The organism is Pseudomonas taeanensis MS-3 (genome assembly GCF_000498575.2).
In the GTDB taxonomy this organism is placed as follows: Bacteria; Pseudomonadota; Gammaproteobacteria; order Pseudomonadales; family Pseudomonadaceae; genus Aquipseudomonas; species Aquipseudomonas taeanensis.
Genome location: NZ_AWSQ01000004.1, coordinates 366,224 through 385,929 on the forward strand (window position 1 = coordinate 366,224; position 19,706 = coordinate 385,929).

Here is a 19,706-nt window from a genome sequence, read left to right on the forward strand (position 1 = left end):
GGGTAAGTGCGGTGCCCTGTTCTCCCGGATTTCATCCGGGCTACACATTCGACCGCGTTATTTCGCCGCCATGCGCAAGGCGCCGTCCAGGCGGATGACCTCGCCGTTGAGCATGGGGTTTGCGATGATGTGCCGGACCAGCGCGGCGTACTCGTCCGGGCGGCCCAGGCGCGGCGGGAACGGTACGTTGGCCGCCAGTGAATCGCGCACCTCCTGCGGCATGCCGGCCATCATCGGCGTCTCGAAGATACCCGGGGCGATGCACATCACGCGGATGCCCGAGCGCGCCAGGTCGCGGGCCGCCGGCAGGGTCAGGGCAGCCACGCCGCCCTTGGAGGCGGCATAGGCAGCCTGGCCCATCTGCCCGTCGAAGGCGGCAACCGAGGCGGTGTTGACGATCACCCCGCGTTCGCCCTGCTCGTTCGCCTCGCCCTGGGCCATGGCCTCGGCGGCCAAACGCAGCATGTTGAAACTGCCGACCAGGTTGATCTGGATCACCCGACTGAAGCTGTCCAGGCCATGGGCGCCGTTACGCCCGAGAATTTTCTCCGCCGGTGCGATGCCCGCACAGTTGATCAGGCCGTGCAGGCCGCCAAAGACCTGCAGCGCCGTGGCCACCGCACGGCGACCGTCCTCCTCACGGGTGATGTCGGTTTGCACGAAGCGCGCTTGGGCGCCCAACTGCGCGGCACGCGCCTCGCCGGCCTCGGAGTTGATGTCGGCCAGCAGCACCTTGCCGCCCTGCTCGATCAGCGCGCGGGCAGTGGCCAGGCCGAGGCCGGAACTACCACCCGTAACGAGAAATACCCGATCTTCAATACGCATGTTTGCGGCTCCTTGTTCAGTTAGCGGCCACCTGGGCCTTGGCGATTTCCTGATTGCGCAGAAGAAAGCGCTGGATCTTGCCGCTCGGAGTCTTCGGCAGCTCACTGACGAACTCGACCTCGCGCGGGTAGGCATGCGCCGACAAGCGCTTGCGCACATGCTGCTTGAGCTCCTCGGCCAATGCGGCGTCGGCGCGAAATTGCGGCTGCAGGACCACGAAGGCCTTGACCAGCTCGGTGCGTTCAGGATCCGGCTTGCCGATCACCGCCGCCTCGATCACCGCTGGGTGCTCGATCAGCGCGCTTTCCACGTCGAACGGGCCGACCCGGTAGCCGGAGGTGGTGATCACGTCGTCGCTGCGGCCGACAAAGCTGATGCTGCCGTCCTCGTTCAGCTCTACGGTGTCACCGCTCAGATAATAGTCGCCGACGAAGGCCTTGGTCGGCATGTCCTGGTAGCCGGGAAACCAGAACAGCGGCGAACGCGGCCGGTCCAGTGCGAGGATGCCCGGCTGCCCTGGCGGCAACTCGCGGTTCTGCTCGTCCAGCACCACCACTCGATGGCCGGGTATGGCGAAGCCGGCGGCGCCGATACGTACCGGGTGCGCCAGTGCATGGTGGTTACACAGCACCATGCCCAGTTCGGTCTGGCCGTAGTGGTCATGGATCGTGGTGGCCAGGCCGTCGTCGAACCAGCGGATCACCTCCGGGCTCAGCGGCTCGCCGGCGCTGCTGACTGCGCGCAGACGGCCCTTGAGCATGGGTTCGACCTGCTTCTTGGCGGCCAGCAGCAGGCGGTAGGCCGTAGGCGAACCGGCCAGGTTGCTGATGCCGTACTTGCGGATGATCCGACAGGTGCTTTCCACCGTGAACGGCCCTTCATAGAAGGTGGTCGGGTGGCCCATGGCCAACGGCCCGGTCACCGCGTAATAGAGGCCATAGGCCCAACCGGGGTCGGCCAGGTTCCAGAAGGCGTCTTCGGGGCGCAGGTCCACCGCCTCGCGCATATAGCCGACGAAGGCCAGGATCGCCTTGAGCGGCACCGGCACAGGCTTGGCCAGGCCAGTAGTGCCGGAGGTGAACATCATCAGGAAGGGATCATCGATCCCGCGCATGACCGGCTCGAACTCGGCCTCGTAACGCTCCAGCTCGGCCCAGAAGCTAAAATCGCCGCGCTGGATGCCCTGGCCCTTGGTGCCAGCGACAGTGACGACCAGCGGTGCGCCAGCGACCACATCGAGCTTGGCGCGGTTCGTCGCGTCGCTCACCACCAGCTTGGCACCTGAGCTGCTTAGCCGATGCTCTATGGCCTTGGGGCCGAAGGCGGTGAACAGCGGCTGGTACACGGCACCGAGGCGCCAGGTGCCGAGAATGGTGATCAGCAGCTCGACGTTGCGCGGCAGCAGCCCCGCCACGCAGTCGCCGGGGCGTACGCCCTGAGCGTGGAGGAAGTTGGCGAAGCGCGCTGCCTGCGCCTGCAGCTCACAGAAGGTGTAGCTGGCACTGCTGCCGTCGCGACCTTCCCAGAACAACGCGATGCGCCCCGGCAAGGCATGCCGGTCGCAGCATTCGACGCAGGCATTGAGGGCCTCGAGGGAACCCGTCAGGGTGGTGGCGGCGACATTCGAATAATCGAACTTGCGGGCAGCGGTCAGGTAATCGCGCATCGGGGTGACTCCCGGTTATTGTTGTCTGGAGTAACCCGAATAGTCGTGGCACGAGCCACTGGCGGCAATGTCGACAGGCGTCAATCGCGCTGAGCGTTTTGGACAACCGGGCTTATTCCGGGGGCGGCAGCTCGGGGTGGATCAGCGCGCGGTACTGCCCCGGTGTGGTGCCGGTCCACTTCTTGAACGCCTTGTAGAAAGCACTGGTGTCGGCAAAACCCAGCTCCAGGGCCAGCTCGGCGAAATGCCCCTCGGTACGATCCAGGTGGGCAATGGCCAGGTCGCGGCGCACCTGGTCCTTGAGCCCCCGGTAGGACTGCCCCTCCAGCGCTAGCTTGCGGCGCAGGGTCGAGGAGGCCATGAAGTAGTGACTGGAGAGTGCCTCCAGGTCCGGCCAGCGCTCGGCGTTGAGGTTGCGCAAGTAGGCCTTGATCCGCGCCGTATGGCTTTGCGGGTCGCGGTACCTGACCAGGATGTTGGCCGGTGCACCGGCGAGAAAGCGCTTGAGCTCGCGCTCGCTGCGGCGTATCGGCAGCTCCAGGCAGTCGGCATTGAACAGCAAGCGACTCTGTGCGCGGGCGAAGCGCAGATTGCTGGTGAACATCACCCGATAATCCTCGACATAGTCCGGCGCCTGGCAACGCAGCTCAGCCGAGAGGATGGGAATGCGTCGGCCCAGCAACCAGCAGGCCAGGCCGTGCACGATCATCCACAGGGTGAAGCAGCCGAAGGCGCGACAGACCTGCCCCGCCGGCTGGTCCAGCGCAATGGCCGCCAGGCCGCCCTGGCGCTCCAGGCGTGGAGCCAGACCGTCGAACACCAGGTCGAGAAACCTCAAGGCACTGTCGAGCGCCGCACCCAGGGTCGGTTCCTGCAGTGCCACCCGGGCCATAAAGGCGAAGCTGCCGACCTTCATTCGCCGTGGGTTGATACCGAAGAATTCGTCGTCCATCGCCTGCGCCAGCAGCCGCCAGAGCCGCGCGTAGGCCTGCGCGGGCACCCGCGCCTGGGCCTTGCCGAACAGCTCGGCGGCGATGCCCGCCTGAGCCAGCAACTCGCTTTCGTCCAGGCCCCGTGCCCGCCATTCGCGCAGGGCCTCATCCACCAGCCTGAGCGAGATGGTGCCTTTCTCGACCACAGTGCGGGTCATGCCGTCCTCATGGCCATCAGGACGCGGCCTGTTCCAACTCCGCCAGCATCAGCTCACGCATGCGAAACTTCTGCACCTTGCCGGTCACGGTCATGGGGAACTGGTCGACGAACTTGAAGTAGCGCGGCACCTTGAAGTGGGCGATGTTGGCCTTGCAGTAAGCCCGCAGTTCCTCGGCGCCACAGGCCTGGCCGGCGTGCAGGATCACCCACACGGCGATCTCTTCGCCGTACTTGGCGTCTGGCACGCCGATCACCTGCACGTCGGCCACCGCCGGGTGGCTGAAGAGGAACTCCTCGATCTCCCGCGGATAAATGTTCTCGCCGCCGCGAATGATCATGTCCTTGCTGCGCCCGACTATGCATACATAGCCTTGCTCATCCATTACCGCCAGGTCGCCACTGTGCATCCAGCGCCCCGCATCGATGGTTTGCGCCGTAGCCTGCGGGTTGTTCCAGTAACCGAGCATCACACTGTAACCCCGGGTGCACAGCTCGCCGGTTTCACCGCGCGGCAGGATGCGTCCCTCGGCGTCGACTATCTTGCTCTCCAGTTGCGGCTGGGTGCGGCCGACACTGGTTACCCGCAGTTCCAGCGGATCGTCGGCGGCCGTCTGCAGCGACACCGGGCTGGTCTCGGTCATGCCGTAGGCGATCTGCACCTCGCTCATGTGCATCTCGTCGATCACGCGCTTCATCACCTCGATCGGACAGGTGGCGCCGGCCATTATCCCGCTGCGCAGGCTGGACAGGTCGAACTCGGCGCGGCGTGGATGATCCAGTTCGGCGATGAACATGGTCGGCACGCCATACAGTACCGTGCCCTTCTCCTCGGCCACGGTCAGCAAGGTCGCTTCCGGCTCGAAGCTCGGCGCCGGGTAGATCATGGTGCTGCCGTGGGTCAGGCAGCCGAGGTTGCCCATCACCATGCCGAAACAGTGATACAGCGGCACCGGAATCACCAAGCGGTCGTACTCGGTCAGCCCCAGGCTCTCGCCGACCATGTAACCGTTGTTGAGGATGTTGTAATGGCTGAGGGTCGCGCCCTTGGGCGAGCCGGTGGTGCCGGAGGTGTACTGGATATTGATCGGCTCATCGAACTGCAATAGCGCCTGACGCTCGACCAGCTGCGCCGGACTGACACCCGCTGCGAGCCCCGGCAATTGCTGCCAGCAGAGGAACCCGGCCGGCGCCTGCGCGGCCAGGCTGATGACTCCGCGCAACTCCGGCAGACGTTCGCTGTGCAGTTCGCCCGGCTGGCTGGCGGCCAGCTCCGGCAATAGCTGCACCAGCATGGCGTGGTAATCGGAGGTCTTGAAGGCGTCGGCGCTGACCAGCCAACGGCAGCCTGAATGCTTCAGCGCGTAGTCCAGCTCGGTGCCGCGATAGGCCGGATTGATGTTGACCAGGATCGCGCCGATCTTGGCGCTGGCAAACTGAGTGACGCACCACTCGGCGCAGTTCGGCGCCCAGATGCCGACCCGGTCACCGACTTGCACGCCCAATGCCAGCAAGCCACGGGCGCAGCTGTCGACCTGCTCGGCCAACTGCGCCCAGCTGTAACGCAGCTGCTGGTGACGCACCACCAGGGCTTCGCGCTCGGCAAAACGCGCGACCGTGGCGTCGAACGCTGCGCCTATGGTCATGGCCAGCAAAGGTTTGTCTTGTGGGCCGCGGGTATAGCTGAGATGGCTCATGGGGCTATCCATTGTTGTACTTGTAATGGGATGGGCAAGGACAGCAGGCCGCTGGCGTGACTCCCAGCAGGTTGCCGGCATACTTACCTTTACGTAAACGTAAATAGTCTATTTCAAACTGTCCAGTTCGCATTTAGTCGAATGGCGGGTGATCCCTGCGAGGGCGAAGGACCGTATTGGCGTAGAAGATCATCCAGAGGCCGACACGCTAGAGCCCATCATTGATCAAATTGTGATCGTAGACGACTCCAGCACGCCCAACTCAGCGAATGGACTCCAGCCATCAACGGATGAATACCTGTGTGGTAGAGATGGCCATATCGCCCCCTGGCAGTTTGATCTTGCCAATTTGTTTCAGCGAATCCGGGTCGAATATCGCGATTTCATTGAAGGTGCCGGCCAGGTACAGCTTGCTGCCTTCCGTATTGAACGCCACACAGTAATACGTGTGGTCAAGTTCGGCCGCTTGCAACAACTTCTGCTCGCGAATGTCGTATTTGGCCAGGCGATTGAGTACGCCGAACATCAGGTTTGGGTCCTTGGGTGAGCGCAGTCCCGTGAAGTACAGTTCAGTCAGCGAGGCGAAGTCCGCCTGTTCAATCTTGTTGGTCTTCAGGTTGATATTGAAATAGCCGTACTTGTACTCGGCAGTGGCCATATCCTGCTTTTCATCCTGAAACTTGGCCGTGGTGTAGAGAATGCTGAAGTCACGGTTCTTGGTCTGGTGCGGCCAAAAATACAAGACGTCCGGAGCACTGTAGTTCGGCAGCTTCCAGTTACGCACCGGCAACGCCACGTCGTATTTGCCCGTATTTACATCGAACTTGTAAATATCCGCGCCGGCTATAAACAACGTACCGTCATCTGCCATCTGCATAAGGTAGGTCTGCCGTGGTGCCGGGTAGCTACGCAGCGGCTTGGCATCCAGCCCGGCAGCGGTGGAATACACCTGCAAGCGCGGTGAGCCGACGACATAGTGATCCTGATTCTTCTCGGTTGGATTCACCACGCTGTATAGCTCTTTGCCGTCGGGGCTGACGGCCATCGAGAACATGGCCCGGGCACTTTCATTGCTACGTTGCGCCAGCTTGGCATGGAACACCACATTGCAACTATCCAGCTCGACACCATAGATATCCGCGTAGTGATTGTTCAGCACATAGGCACGGCTCTTGTCCGGACTGATTAGCAACATTCCTGGGCCAAAGTCGTCCGGCATGGCGCAGGTCTTGAACAGCGTATCGGTGCTAGTGTCAATGATGTGCAAGTTGTTTGGGTAGTTGGTGACCGCCATGTACTCGTGGTCTTTGTCCAATAGCTTGTCGCTGGCCGCCAATGCAGCCATTGAATGGACGCTTGCAAGCACGGCCAGCAGCGCAACGGAACGCTTAAATAACATGCTGAATTCCTCTTATTGTTGTTGGCCGACTACTTGTCTTTCGGGAATACGGTATTGAGGTTGCGCCAGCCCTCATCCGAGCTGAGCGCATCCTTGTTCCAGTCCGGATAGGTGCTCATCATGTCCGGCACCTGGGCTGGCCACCAGCAAGGGTCGGAGCAACCATAAAGATCAGACTCCATCGGCTGGCACAGAGAAGTGACGCCACCGAAAGCATCGACTTCCCAGCCCGGATCGGTGGTCGATGTACATCCGACCACTGAGCTCATCGCCAGCACTTCCTCGATACGATCTTCCTGGGCGGCCTGTTGCAGTATTTGTGCTTTGTTATTGATCGGCTTCAGGTGCTTCATCTCATTTCGCCTTCCGCGGAGTGATATAGCTGCTGATGAAGGCCGGATTGCCGGCCATGATGCGGCTGTAAACTTCGATACCGAAGTCCACCCAGTCGCGCAACAGATCGCAGTAGTGATAGGTAGGATGCGTAGGGTCGCCGTAGCGCGCGTAACTCTCGTGATAGCAACCACCGGAACACAGATTACGGATGCGACAGCTTTCGCAACCAGTCTCGGTGCGGTCGAGACGCTTCGAGAGGAAGTCGCCTAGCTCCACCTGCTTGACCCCTTCATTCACGTTGCCAAAGGTCGGCAAATCCGAGCCGGTAAAGCGGTGGCACAGGTTCAGCTCGCCTTTATGGTCTACGGCCAGCATCTTCAACCCGGCACCGCACGGCAGCGCCTTCTTGTGACCTTCGTGGATGTCGGTGATCAGTTGATGCAGATTGGAAAAACCGATATTGCGGTGTTCCAGCGCTGCGTCTAGATAGCGTCGCCCGAGCGCCTTCATGTTGGCGAAGACTTCGACCAACTCTTCGGAGGTGAGGTTGAAGTCGCTCAAGTCCCCAGATGTCACGGGGGCGAAGCCAACTTCGGCAAAACCCAACTCATTGAACAGGTGATCCCAGATGTGCTCAACGTCGGTGACTCCCCGCGTCAGGGTCACCCGCGCACCTACCGGCCGACTGTTGTAGCGCGACAGGAGCATCTCGGCTTTTTTCCTGACCACGTCATAGGTGCCCTGTCCGCCTACGGTGATGCGGTTGCGGTCATGCACGGTCTTCGGACCGTCGATGCTGATGGACAGACCAAACCGGTGACGGTTCAGGTAATCAGCGATCTCTTCGGTGAGCAGGGTGGCGTTGGTGGTCATGACGAACTCGACAAACTTGCCCAGTTCGGCAAAGCGCTTCTCGCAGTAATCGACCATGCTTTCGATCAGCTTGCGGTTGCTCAGCGGTTCGCCACCGAAGAACACCACGGTATATCGCTCTTCGTCTGGCGATTCCTTGAGTAGCATCTCCACTGAGGCGATGGCGGTATCCAACTGCATTTTCTTGCCTTCAGAAGGCTTGTCCAGGTCTTCCTTGTAGCAGTAGCTGCAGCTCAGATTGCAGCCGGTGTTGACGTTGAGCACCACGGTATTCAAAGCAATCCGTTCGACACGTTTGGCGGTGATATCCGGCGTCAACGGAGAGCCGTCGCTGATCACCTCGAGCGCCATTAGGTCACGCAGCGTTTCGTTTACCTCGTCATCGGCAAACCGCCCAGCCAGCCGTTGGACCAGGTCAACCGAAGAACAAGCGTGCTCACGTAAGGCATCGATGATGCCGCCTGTCAGCTCATCCGTCTGAAACAATGAGCTGCTGGGTATATGGAACAACATACGCTCTGCATCGACGTTCACTTCGTGCAAGTTGCGTTCAACCAAACTCAATATTGCGCCCATTACAACCTCCGAAAATCTTCTCAATCCAGTCGTTCAAGCCCGAGTCAGCGGCGCTCACCCAGGTGCAGCGAAATCAAGGGATTGGAGGGTTGTTCCAGCGTTGAACGGTTACGATCATCTGGCCTTCACCCTTGAGGGTCTGCCCGTCCTGCTGCACGGCGGCGATGACCTTGAGGTTGCCAGCGTTATTGGTGGACATTTTGCGTTCTGGGTTTGGCCCGGCGGCACCCGGTGTGAAGACGCCATCTTCAGCGCTCATCACGCCAGCGAACTTCACGTCCTGATCTTCTGCAGCGCGCTCATCGAATGGTTCCACTGACCATTTCGCCGGCACCAAACCTATCCGGTAAGCCTTGCCAGCGAGATCCTTGCCCCACGCTTCGGCCTCGAACCGGCCCTGCACCTTGGGCGTCGAGCCGCCGTTACCACCGACCCGCGCCACCGAATATTCCGGCACGACCTTGACCTCGCTGATCTGCTGATAGACCGCCAGGTTCGGGCCCTTAAGCGCGCCCAGATTGACCATCCGAATACCGACCGGCGCATCGCTGGCAGTTTTGACCTTGACGCGCACGCGCTCGGAGGTCTGCTCCAGAACCGTGAGTACTTCGACCCCCTCACCGAACGATGGCTTGCCACTCAGGCCGCTGCCGACCAGCGTCAACTCGGCTTCGCTACCGGCCTTGAGGTACTCCGGCTGGACTGCAAGCAAGCGCACAGTGCCTTGTTTGGCCGCGACGAAGTCCAGGCCGCGTTCATCGTGCTCGGTTTCAAACATCCGCCCGCGAATTTCTCCGGCAGTAGCGGCAAGCACTTGGCGCATGGCAACCCCTTCAACCTCCAGATTGCCGCGCCATTCGTAGCCATTGAACAGGATCGCCGAACCGCTGCCGTTGAAGGGTGTGCCGTCGGCATACTCGCCTTTGAGGCTAACGTCGAACGCATCCTTATCGCTGACCGTAGCTGTCATTACGCCGCGGACATCACCTTTGCTTGGCACATGGCCACTGAAGCTCCACTCGCCGGCCAACTTCGCAGCATCTGGGCGCTGTTGCTGCCAGTCGGTCCAGGCCTTGCTATCCAGCGGATATCGGTTGGCCAGCTCAGGCACCATCTCTTTCAGCGCAATATCCAGCCAGTCGCGGTCGCGTGATTGCGCTTGATACTCCAACGACGGCCACTGCCCCAAATGGAAGTTGACCAGGTGTTCCCACTCTTTGGCAGGGCGGCGTTGCAAGGCTACTCGAGCACCGGAGTGGCAGCGCGCGCACATCTGGGTGAATTTCTCGTCGAAATCTTCAACATTATTCAGCCGCCGCTCCAAAGCGTAACGCGCCCCATCGGCTTCGTTTGGCGCCAGGCCCTGTTTGTCCGCCAGGTACTTGACCAACGTGCGGCGATCATCGTCTTCGATCTTCAGACCATGCATGACCTGCATACGCGCGATGCTCATCAACCAACCTTCCGGCGTCTTGCGCTGGTGGCTGATGCGGCTCAGGGCCTGACCTTCTTCGGGAATATGGCAGCCCACGCATTTCGCCTTGAGGATGGCCTCGCCATCCTCGGCGGCCTGGGCCTGCGATTGCAGCACGGCGCAGATCGCCATGCTCAGAGCCAGCGTGCTTACGCGCTGCCGGAGTCGAGTCGTCATCGGGGTCGGACCTCCACGGTAATTGTTCTTATGCTGTGCCACCGTTCCACGGGGCATCTGGTATGGCAAATACACATTGCGTGCCATGAGTATGAAAGTCCTTTTATTACAGCTAGTTATCGATAAACAGCAGGCGCCAAAGGGGAGCCTAGATCAGGTTTTGCCGTCTAATTTCGCGACAGGCTGTTGCAGCCTGAGACAACTCCGCGAAGCAGCCTGGAAAGCACACCCCAGCGCTGTCCCAGGCGCTGTCTCATGGCGTCTCAAACTGCTACAGAGAGACCCCGCCACGATGTCTGATCAATCAGACAAATCCATTTATGTTCAGTCACTTAGCCGTGTTTAGCGGGCTTGGCACGGGGGTTGCGATTGTGCCTTTGACCGGCGTGTCGCATGCGCCCTGCCAAATCTAACAATAGAGGCTCTACTCCATGTCCGCTGACTTACCCATCCTCCCGCAAACCCTTGCCTTCATCGGCCGCAAGCAGCAAATGCTGATCGGCGAGCACAGGCTGGATGCCGCCAATGGCGCCACCATGGATTACCGCAACCCCGCCACCGGCGAGGTGCTGGGCCAGGTGCCGTCTGCCGACAAGCAGGACGTCGATCTGGCGGTGCGCGCCGCCCGCCAGGCCTTCGACGACTCGCCCTGGAGTCGCATGCGCCCACGTGAGCGGCAGAACCTGCTGTGGCGTCTGGCCGAGCTTATGCAACGCGACGCCCAAGAACTGGCCGAACTGGAGTGCCTGAACAACGGCAAGAGCGCCGCAGTGGCCCAGGTAATGGACGTTCAGCTAGCCATCGACTTCCTGCGCTACATGGCCGGCTGGGCCACCAAGATCGAGGGCGTCACTGTCGAGCCGTCCCTGCCGCTGATGCCCAATGAGCAGTTCCATGGCTTCGTCCGCCGCGAAGCGGTGGGCGTGGTGGGCGCCATAGTCGCCTGGAACTTCCCCCTGTTGCTGGCCTGCTGGAAGCTCGGCCCAGCCCTGGCCACTGGTTGCACAATGGTGCTAAAACCCGCCGACGAGACCCCGCTGACTGCGCTCAAGCTGGCCGAGTTGGTGTTGGAAGCTGGCTACCCGGCCGGCGTGTTCAACGTGGTCACCGGCACCGGCCTCAATGCGGGCGTTGCCCTGACCCAGCACCCGGACGTGGACAAGCTGACCTTCACCGGCTCAACCGAAGTCGGCAAGCAGATCGGCAAGGCGGCCATGGAGAACATGACCCGGGTAACTCTGGAACTGGGCGGCAAGTCGCCAACCATCGTCATGGCCGACGCCAACCTGCAGGACGCCGCCGCCGGCGCCGCCAGTGCCATTTTCTTCAACCAGGGCCAGGTTTGCTGCGCCGGTTCGCGCCTGTATGTGCAGCGCAAGCACTTCGACAATGTGGTGGCCGATATCGCCGGTATCGCCAACGGCATGAAACTGGGCAACGGTCTGGACCCGAGCGTGGCCATGGGTCCACTGATCTCCGCCAAACAGCAGCAACGCGTGACTGGCTACATCGATCTGGGACGTGAGCTGGGCGCCACCCTGGCCTGCGGCGGCGAGGCTTTTGGTCCCGGCTACTTCGTCAAACCCACAGTGCTGGTCGATGTCGACCAAAAACACCGCTTGGTCCAAGAAGAAATCTTCGGCCCGGTGCTGGTGGCCATGCCCTTCGATGACCTCGACGAAGTGGTACGCATGGCCAACGACAATCCCTATGGCCTCGGCGCCAGCATCTGGTCCAACGACCTGGCTGCGGTGCACCGCATGATCCCGCGGATCAAGTCCGGCTCGGTGTGGGTCAACTGCCACAGCGCCCTCGACCCGGCCCTGCCGTTCGGCGGCTACAAGATGTCCGGCGTCGGCCGCGAGATGGGCGCAGCGGCCATCGAGCACTACACCGAGCTGAAGTCGGTGCTGATCAAACTCTGAATCCGTGCATCCGGGCGACGGTAGCCGCCGTCCGCCCTCCCCCTAAAAAAACAACAACAAAATAGGAAACGGTATGAACCACTTAACCCGTGATCGACTCCGCCTGCCCCTCGCCTTTGCCGTGGCCATCGGTTGCGCCCTGGACGGCACCTCAGCCTCGGCCCTCGAGTTATCCAACCAGGGCGACAGCGTCCTCAACGCCGACCTTGAAGCCATCTTCACAGCGATTCGCAGCAGCGAGAACTATGACCTGGTGGGTAACCGCAGCAAGGGCAGTTCCAGTTGGCGCGAAGGCTATATCAAGTACGGCCTCAGCGGCGGCCAGGGCCTGGCCGGCAATGGGACCCTGTACGGCGCCTTCAACCTACTCAGCTCAGGCACCTGGGGTGACGGCGACGCCGCAGGCCTGACCGAGGGCAGCGAACGGCGTACCGCCGTGGAGGACGCCTACCTCGGCTGGCAGTCGGGGAATCTAGTACCTTGGCTAGGCGAAGACGGGGTGGACATCTCCGGTGGCCGCCAAATCGTCACCCTGGGTGACGGCTTCCTCATCCAGGGTGATCCGGTGAGCGTTGGCGATGTGGATCTGGGCGCCGACTTCGACCGTGGCGGCGCCTACTACCTGGCCGGGCGCAAGGCCTTCGACCAGACCGCCGTGCTGCGCCTGGGCGGCAGCCAAGGCTGGCGAGGGGACCTGATGTGGCTGAAATCCGACAACCGCTTCCAGGCAGAAACCGAACTGGCCGTCGCCAACCTCGAACAGGTCGGCGAACTCGGCACCCTGGGCATAAGTTGGATCCGCGGCCTAGATGTCAACCAGCGCTTCGCCGAAATCATCGGACTGCAGGAGCGCGACGGCATGGATACCGTCAGTCTGCGTGGCCGCGGCGGCCTGGGGGTGGAGAACCTCGAACTGGCCGGCGAGTACGTCACCCAGAACAAGCACAGCGGCCGCGAGAATGCCTGGTTCCTGGAGAGTGCCTGGACCTTCGCCGACCTGGCCTGGTCGCCCACAGCCAGTTACCGCTACAGCCGTTTCTCGGAGGTCTTCGACCCGCTTTTCTATGGCCTCAGTCGTGGCTATGGCACCTGGTTCCAGGGTGAAGTGGCGGCCAACTACGCCGGCCCCTTCAATAGCAACACTCAGGTCCACCACGTCAGCCTCAAGGCTGCACCGCGGGAGAACCTGACGCTGGGCGCGCTGTACTTCGACTTCAACTCCCTGGAGGAGAATCTCGGCAACCTCGGTGGCCGAGAGCTCGACCTGTACGCGGAGTGGCTGGTCAACGACCACCTGCTGATCAGCCCGCTGCTCGGATTCTACAAACCTGATCGCAGCAGCGAGCAAGGTGGTCTGCAACTTGGCGGGAACAGCACCAACACCTATCTGCAACTGGTGCTTGGAACCTTCTTCTAGGCCGCAGGCACACCGGCCCCCTGAGCTGGCGCGGCCACCACTCCCCCGCTCAAGGCGGGTCGGAGCCCCCCTTCGCAATCACATCTGCACAAGGAAGCTTAGCTATGCCCGTCAATCGCCTTTCGATCCAGTGGCGGATCACGTGGCTGGTTGGTATCTGCCTGCTGGTCATTGTTGCCGTACTGGTCGGCCTGTCCCTGCAGCGCATGAGCGACAACAGCATGCAGGTCAAACAGCGCAATACACAGATGCTCAAGGATGCAGCGCACCTGCGCCTTCTGGCTGAGGGCCAGATGCAGGGCCTGACCTTCCAGAACTACCTGCTTGCCAGCTACCAGGAAGGCCTGAGTTTCTCCCGCCATACTCAGCAACTGCTCCGCCTGGCGCGCCAGCAGCAATGGCAGCCGGCGCAACTGCGGCGCAGCCTGAACGAGCAGGTCAAGGAAGGCCTCCAGACTAATCCGCAACTGCTCAGCCTTTATCTGGTCTTCGAGCCCGACGCGCTGGATGGCGACGATTCCGGCTTTGCCGGACAGCATGTCCTGGGCAGCAACGAAACAGGCCGCTTCGCCACTTACTGGTCGCAGCGCGATGGTCAATCAAGCAACATGGCCGTCAGCGAAGCCTTGATCGCAGACAACACCCCAGGGTTAGATGGCAGCCCCTTCAGCACCTGGTTCGACTGTCCGAAGACGACGCTCAGGCCCTGTCTGCTGTCGCCCTATTTCGACGATACATCCGGACAGCGCATCCTCATCACCACGCTGTCGTTTCCCCTGCTCGAAGACGGCAAGGTCATCGGCGTCGCCGGCATGGACATCAGCCTGCAGAACCTGCAGCAACTGGTACAGCAAGGCAGCCGAAAGCTTTACGACGGTGCGGGTGGGATCAGTATTGTCAGTCCATCCGGCCTGCTCGCCGGGCACAGCGTCGACGCAGCCTTGCTCGGCCAGCCGCTGGATAACGATGGCGAACTGCTTGAATGGCTACGCCAAGGCAAGGCCCATGTCGAGGCAAGCGACAAACACCTGCGCATGCTCACCCCATTACAGCCCATACCCGATGCCGCCCCCTGGGGTGTGGTGCTCAGCGTCCCCATGGCGACGGTTTTGCAGCCTGCCCTGCAGTTGCAAGGTGAACTGGACGCCCGCAATGCTCGTGATACCGGATATTCGCTGCAGTACGCCCTGCTGGCGGCGCTGGCTGGCCTGCTGATCGCCTGGCTGACGGCTCGTGGCGTCAGTCGGCCGATACTCGACGTTGCGGCCAAGCTCAAGGACATCGCCGACGGCGGGGGCGACCTGACTGGGCGTCTGAAATACCTCCACCGCGATGAACTGGGCGAGTTGAGCGGCTGGTTCAATCGCTTCCTCGACCGCCTGCAGCCACTGATCGCGGATCTCCAGCGCCTGGTTCGGGACGCCCATGGCAGTGCCGATCATTCGGCGGTTATCGCCGAGCGGATCAGCACGGCCATGCAGCAGCAATACCGGGAGATAGATCAGGTCGCGACCGCTTCGCACCAGATGAGCGCGACAGCCCAGGACGTCGCCCGCAGTGCCGCCCAGGCCGCCGAAGCTACCCAGGGCGCCGATCAGGCCGCCCGAGAAGGACTTGCCGTGATCGACCATACCACCCGTACCATCGATGGCCTGGCACGCGCGAACGCAGCCGCCATGACCCAGGTCGAGGGCCTCGCCGCCAGCAGCGAGAGGATCGGTTCGGTACTGGAGGTGATCCGCTCGATCGCCGAACAGACCAACCTGCTGGCCTTGAATGCGGCAATCGAGGCCGCCCGGGCCGGGGACGCCGGGCGCGGTTTCGCGGTAGTCGCCGACGAGGTGCGCAACCTGGCCCGCAACACCCGCGACTCGATCGAGGAGATCCGCCAGGTCATTGAGCAGCTGCAGGACAGCACCCGCGAGGTGGTGGACGCCATGCAGAGCGGCACTGTCCAGGCCAGAGAAGGCGTACAGCAAGTCGGCCAAGCCGCCGTCAGCCTGGCCCGGATCGGCGCTGCGGTCACAGTTATCGGCGACATGAACCTGCAGATCGCCAGCGCCGCCGAACAGCAAAGCACGGTGGCCGCTGAGATCAGCCACAACGTAATGGTCATCCGCGACGTCACCGAATCGCTTTCGGAGCAGGCCAGGGAGGCCCAGCAGGTCAGCCAGAGCCTGAATCATCAGGCGAGTCAGCAGCAGCAACTGGCCGAGCAGTTCCGCGTCTAGTCAATAGAGGATCCCGCCACGCCACTACAGGAAACAAGAGCGTGTAGCGCAGGCTAGGCATGACCACTAGCCTGCGGTGCTGCTGCGTTCCGGCTCAGCCTCGACAACGAGGTGCGCAAACACCTTTACCTGCTGAATTTGCTCAACCCTAGGCAGCGCCGGGCCGCTGCTTACGCGCTCCCCGCGCAGCGAGCGAGGCTAAATGGCACAGCCCTGGGCGCCCAGCCAGGCGCGGAGCATGGCTCGGCGCTCCGGCGCCACCCTGTCGAGCACCTCATCCACTCCCGCCCCGGCCCGCAGGGCGCGCAGCAGCGGCGCTAGCTCGATCCCCTGCATATGCCAGATGCCCAGGGGCTGATCAGGAGTGATCACCACCTCGACCTCTTCGATCAAGTCGCCACGTATCACCGGAGCACGTTGCACCCGCACCTGGCTGAAGTCGGCCGCAGCATGCATCGGCTCGGCGTCCGGCCAACGGCACCGGGACTGCCAAAAGGCCTGCTCAGGCCAGTTCTGTTCCATGGCATAGAAATCCCGCCCGGTGCGGGCAAAGCGCAGAAACAACTGTTCCACCCGCTGTTGGTGGAAGCGCCGGGCTAATTCGGCGCGCTCGGGTCGTTGCAGTAGGGTGTTGATCACTGCTGGGGCCTGCAGGGCCGAGGATAACGACTGGAAGATGCCGTTGCCGGAAAGCGGGTCCACGGCCATGGCGGCGTCCCCCACGCGCAACCAATTAGTCCCCGCGACTTCATGGAACAGAGTGGCGGTGCTGCTGCGCGCATGCACAGTGGCCGGGTGTAGCGCCTGAGCGCCAAACAGTTCACGCACCAGGGACGACTGGCCACGGCGCACCGCACACCAGTCGGCGAGCTGCTCCTTGCTCGGCAAGTCGTTGGCCCCTGCATCCAGGGTGATCTGCCAATAACAACGGCCATCGCTCAGGCGCGCCATCCAGGCCCAGCCGTCGCTCAAGCTTTCCACTGCCGAGGCCGGACTGCCCTCTTCAGCCTGCCACTGGTTGAGCAGGCTAAGGGTTTCCGGTCCGCGCTGACGCCTACCGCCCAGCGGGGCCTGGCGGCCGCGGGCTTCAACCAGAAAGTCGGCGTGCAGCCGCGTACCCGGCTCGATCTGCAGCTGATGCCCGCAGGCACTGGACTCCGTTGAACGTACCCGTGCCTCGACCAGCCCGATACCGGCGGCATGCAGATCCTCGCGGATCGCCGCATCGAAGGTTGGCCGATCGACGAGAAACTCCTGATTGAACCCCTGTGTGATGCCATTCCAGTTCACCCGGCGTGCTGAGGCGGCATTGACGCAAGCCCCAGCCTTTATCAAGCCGGCCTGCCGCAGGCCGTCGAGGACCCGCTGCGACACCCCTTCCACCGCAGCGAAGCGCCGCCATTCGCTGACTACCCGTACGCCATAGCCCAGGCGCTTGAGGCCCAGCGCCACTGCGGCGCCGGCCGGCCCGGCACCGAGCACGAGGATGCGCGGCGCACTCATGTTGCCACCCCGCGGCGTTCCGGACCGATATAGCTAGCCCCCTGACGCAGGTAGTCGATGACGGCCTGACGCCCTGCTCCGGGCTCACGCCGCAGAAAAGCGGCGATCTGCCCACTGAGGGCCGCACAAGCGACACTGGCGCCAGCCAGGCCGTTGTCGGCGCGGACCGGCGCGCCAAAGTCGGCTTGGGCACTGTCGAGCCAGGACCATTGTCCGGCGGCGCAGCGCGCATCGCCGGTAATGCGCAACACGCCGGGATAGCCGGCGGGAAATACCTGTGCTCCCTGAGCCGGACTGGAGGCGCAGATCAGGATGCCGGCCTCGCTTGCGGCGGCGCAGGCCTCGCGCAGCAGCGGGCGATCCTGACGCAGGCCGAGGCTGAGGTTGATCAAGACCACCCGCTGCTCGATCAACCAATGGATGGCAGCGGCGATCTGCAACGGAGTGGTGGACCCGCGCCCGGCGAATACCTGGGCCACGCAAAGTTGCAGCGAGCCCGCCTGCTCCTTCAGGGTGGCAATAACTGCCGTGCCGTGGCCGAGCAGGTCCGGCTCGACGGCCCCCTGCCGCAGCTGCTCGGCATCCAGCCAGAAACGCTGCGCGACGCAGACCAGCGCTGCCTGCTGCGGCCCATGACCACTGTCGATCACACCAACGCGCGGTTCAGTCGACATGGCTCACCGGTGCGCTGTCCAGCCGCGACAACTGCCCGGCCGCCATATGCAGGTGCAAATCGGACTGAGCCAGGGTGGACGCACGATGGCTGATCACGATGCGTGTGCGTGCGGCGAATAGCTGGTCGATGGCGGCGATCACTTCACGTTCGGTGCTCTCATCGACCGCCGAGGTGGCTTCATCCAGCACCAGAATCAGCGGATCCTGGAGCAGCGCGCGGGCAATCGCGATGCGCTGTTTCTGGCCGCCGGATAGCTGCTGACCACGCTCGCCGATCGGGCTGTCGAGCCCCAGCGGTAGCCCCTCGATCAAACTATCGAGGCGGGCCTGGCTTGCCACTGCGGCGATGGCCGCGCGGCTGGCCCCAGGGGTGCTGTAGGCAATATTTTCGGCCAGGGTGCCGCGAAAGAGCACGATATCCTGGCTGACCACGACGATACGCTTACGCAGTTCGAACAGGTCCAACTCGCGCAGGTCGCAGCCGTGCAGACGGATACAGCCGCGATCGGGATCGTAGAAGCGCTGCAACAGGTCGATCAGTGTGGATTTACCAACACCGGAGGCGCCGCTGATGGCGACTTTGAGCCCACCCGGAATGAAGGTATCGCCCCCCCGCAGCACGGCATTGCTACCATGCTCGTGGGCGAACCAGACGCCTTCAAAACGCAATTCACCATTGCCTGCAGGAAGCTCAACCGGCTGCTCGGGCTGGCTCACCTGGGCCGGCTCGCGCTGCAGCTCCATCACCCGGCCGAGGCTGACAGTCATGCGCTGCAGAGCCACATACAGGCCGAGCAGACTCTGTACCGGACCCACGGCCATGCCCAGGTAGGTGGAAAAGGCAATCAGCGCGCCGAGTTGCCAGGTGCCCTGCACTACCCAGTAGCCACCGATGATGAAGGCGCAGGCACGCGACAACGAGGTCAGGGTGCCGGGCACCGCGTGGGTGAAGAACTCGGTGACCTGCAGCTTCAACAACTGGCTCATGTAGCCTTGCCCGAGGTGTTCCAGGCGCTGCGATTCGCGCCGTTGCTGGCCGGCAGCCTGGATGAATTTCATCGCCGGCAGAGTTTCCACCAGAAAGGAAGACACGTCGGCCGAGCGCTCGCGCAGGCTGCGCACGTCGCGCTCGACCTTTCGGCGCATCCAACGCAACCAGACCACCTCGAGGGGAATCAGCACGGCCACCAGCAGCGACAGTTGCCAGGACAGCGCCAGCATCAGGGCGATGGCGCCAATCAGACCGATCACACTGGAAACCGCGGAGAACAATGCATCAACGGCAAAGCGTTGTATCTCGGCCACATCACCATCCAGCCGGGATAGCAGGTCACCGATCCGCCGTCGGCCGAAGAAGGCCGGCGACAGGCCTTGCAGATGGCGGTATAGCGCGTCACGCAGAGCAAACAGAATGCGCCCGGAGAGGCGCGTGTGCAGGTAGCGGTTCAGCCCACCAAGCAGGGTACTGAAGATACCGACCACGATCATGGCCACGGCCACCTGCACCAGTTTGTCGAAATCCTTGGCCAACAGGCCGTCATCGATCAGCGTCTTGGTCAGCCAGGGCTGTGCCAGCACCAGCATGGAAGCGCAGAATGACAGCCCGAGCAGTGCCAGGATGGCACGCTGATGGGGGCGCACGAAGCCGTACAGCCAGGTCATGGCCTGGCCGAACAGCACTGGATCACGGGTCTCGATCAAGCGGGTCAGTAAGGCAATCATCGTGACTCGATGGGCAGCGCAATCTTAAGCGCGCCTGTAATGGATGGGCACAGTGGCATTG

13 protein-coding genes and 2 pseudogenes are annotated in these 19,706 nt (G+C 62.6%); 4 read left to right on the forward strand and 11 right to left on the reverse strand.

The features are described from left to right. Nucleotides 1-57 precede the first annotated feature (57 nt). The 8 genes from TMS3_RS15310 to peaA all read right to left on the reverse strand — a co-directional run bounded on the left by TMS3_RS15310 (nucleotide 58) and on the right by peaA (nucleotide 10,172). Nucleotides 58-825, reverse strand: a complete 768-nt coding sequence (locus TMS3_RS15310; RefSeq protein WP_025166160.1) for a 3-hydroxyacyl-CoA dehydrogenase — start codon at nucleotides 823-825, stop codon at nucleotides 58-60. A gap of 16 nt (nucleotides 826-841) precedes the next feature. Continuing rightward, the gene (locus TMS3_RS15315; RefSeq protein ID WP_025166161.1) at nucleotides 842-2,491 is read right to left on the reverse strand and encodes an acyl-CoA synthetase; all 1,650 of its coding nucleotides are present in this window, start codon (nucleotides 2,489-2,491) and stop codon (nucleotides 842-844) included. Nucleotides 2,492-2,603: 112 nt separating this feature from the next. After that, the gene (locus TMS3_RS15320) at nucleotides 2,604-3,641 is read right to left on the reverse strand and encodes an AraC family transcriptional regulator (protein WP_025166162.1); all 1,038 of its coding nucleotides are present in this window, start codon (nucleotides 3,639-3,641) and stop codon (nucleotides 2,604-2,606) included. Between the two features lie 16 nt (nucleotides 3,642-3,657). Next, nucleotides 3,658-5,337: an AMP-binding protein gene (locus TMS3_RS15325; protein ID WP_025166163.1), complete on the reverse strand. Its 1,680-nt coding sequence runs from the start codon at nucleotides 5,335-5,337 to the stop codon at nucleotides 3,658-3,660. Nucleotides 5,338-5,620: 283 nt separating this feature from the next. Then, nucleotides 5,621-6,736, reverse strand: a complete 1,116-nt coding sequence (gene peaD, locus TMS3_RS15330; RefSeq protein WP_025166164.1) for a quinohemoprotein amine dehydrogenase subunit beta — start codon at nucleotides 6,734-6,736, stop codon at nucleotides 5,621-5,623. 29 nt (nucleotides 6,737-6,765) lie between these two features. Beyond that, a complete protein-coding gene (gene qhpC / locus TMS3_RS15335) occupies nucleotides 6,766-7,089 on the reverse strand; it encodes a quinohemoprotein amine dehydrogenase subunit gamma (protein WP_025166165.1) in 324 nt (107 codons plus the stop codon). A gap of 1 nt (nucleotide 7,090) precedes the next feature. Then, nucleotides 7,091-8,521 carry a quinohemoprotein amine dehydrogenase maturation protein gene (gene peaB, locus TMS3_RS15340; protein WP_025166166.1) on the reverse strand — a complete coding sequence of 477 codons (1,431 nt, stop codon included), beginning with the start codon at nucleotides 8,519-8,521 and terminating at the stop codon, nucleotides 7,091-7,093. A 73-nt stretch (nucleotides 8,522-8,594) separates the two neighbouring features. Next, nucleotides 8,595-10,172: a quinohemoprotein amine dehydrogenase subunit alpha gene (gene peaA, locus TMS3_RS15345; protein WP_025166167.1), complete on the reverse strand. Its 1,578-nt coding sequence runs from the start codon at nucleotides 10,170-10,172 to the stop codon at nucleotides 8,595-8,597. A 431-nt stretch (nucleotides 10,173-10,603) separates the two neighbouring features. On the opposite strand from peaA, the gene TMS3_RS15350 reads away from it, so the two are divergent. From TMS3_RS15350 to TMS3_RS25985, 4 genes and pseudogenes are all read left to right on the forward strand, one after another. Next, a complete protein-coding gene (locus TMS3_RS15350; RefSeq protein ID WP_025166168.1) occupies nucleotides 10,604-12,097 on the forward strand; it encodes an aldehyde dehydrogenase family protein in 1,494 nt (497 codons plus the stop codon). Between the two features lie 73 nt (nucleotides 12,098-12,170). Further along, nucleotides 12,171-13,514 (forward strand): alginate export family protein, encoded by a 1,344-nt coding sequence (locus tag TMS3_RS15355; protein WP_025166169.1) that lies wholly within the window; start codon nucleotides 12,171-12,173, stop codon nucleotides 13,512-13,514. Between the two features lie 293 nt (nucleotides 13,515-13,807). Next, a pseudogene (locus TMS3_RS25980) lies at nucleotides 13,808-14,887 on the forward strand (PDC sensor domain-containing protein); the annotation flags it as partial. Nucleotides 14,888-15,199: 312 nt separating this feature from the next. Beyond that, nucleotides 15,200-15,745: pseudogene (locus TMS3_RS25985) on the forward strand (methyl-accepting chemotaxis protein); the annotation flags it as partial. Nucleotides 15,746-15,943: 198 nt separating this feature from the next. Here TMS3_RS25985 and qhpG read toward each other — a convergent pair. Genes qhpG through TMS3_RS15375 form a run of 3 tightly spaced genes read right to left on the reverse strand, consistent with a single transcriptional unit; the run spans nucleotide 15,944 to nucleotide 19,645 of the window. Beyond that, nucleotides 15,944-17,248, reverse strand: a complete 1,305-nt coding sequence (gene qhpG, locus TMS3_RS15365) for a flavin-dependent monooxygenase QhpG (RefSeq protein WP_025166171.1) — start codon at nucleotides 17,246-17,248, stop codon at nucleotides 15,944-15,946. Next, nucleotides 17,245-17,922, reverse strand: coding sequence for a subtilisin-like serine protease QhpE (qhpE, locus tag TMS3_RS15370; protein WP_025166172.1), 678 nt, complete (start codon nucleotides 17,920-17,922; stop codon nucleotides 17,245-17,247). Before qhpE ends, qhpG begins: the two co-directional genes overlap by 4 nt. Continuing rightward, nucleotides 17,912-19,645 carry an ABC transporter ATP-binding protein gene (locus TMS3_RS15375; RefSeq protein WP_025166173.1) on the reverse strand — a complete coding sequence of 578 codons (1,734 nt, stop codon included), beginning with the start codon at nucleotides 19,643-19,645 and terminating at the stop codon, nucleotides 17,912-17,914. Before TMS3_RS15375 ends, qhpE begins: the two co-directional genes overlap by 11 nt. Between the last annotated feature and the right edge of the window lie 61 nt (nucleotides 19,646-19,706).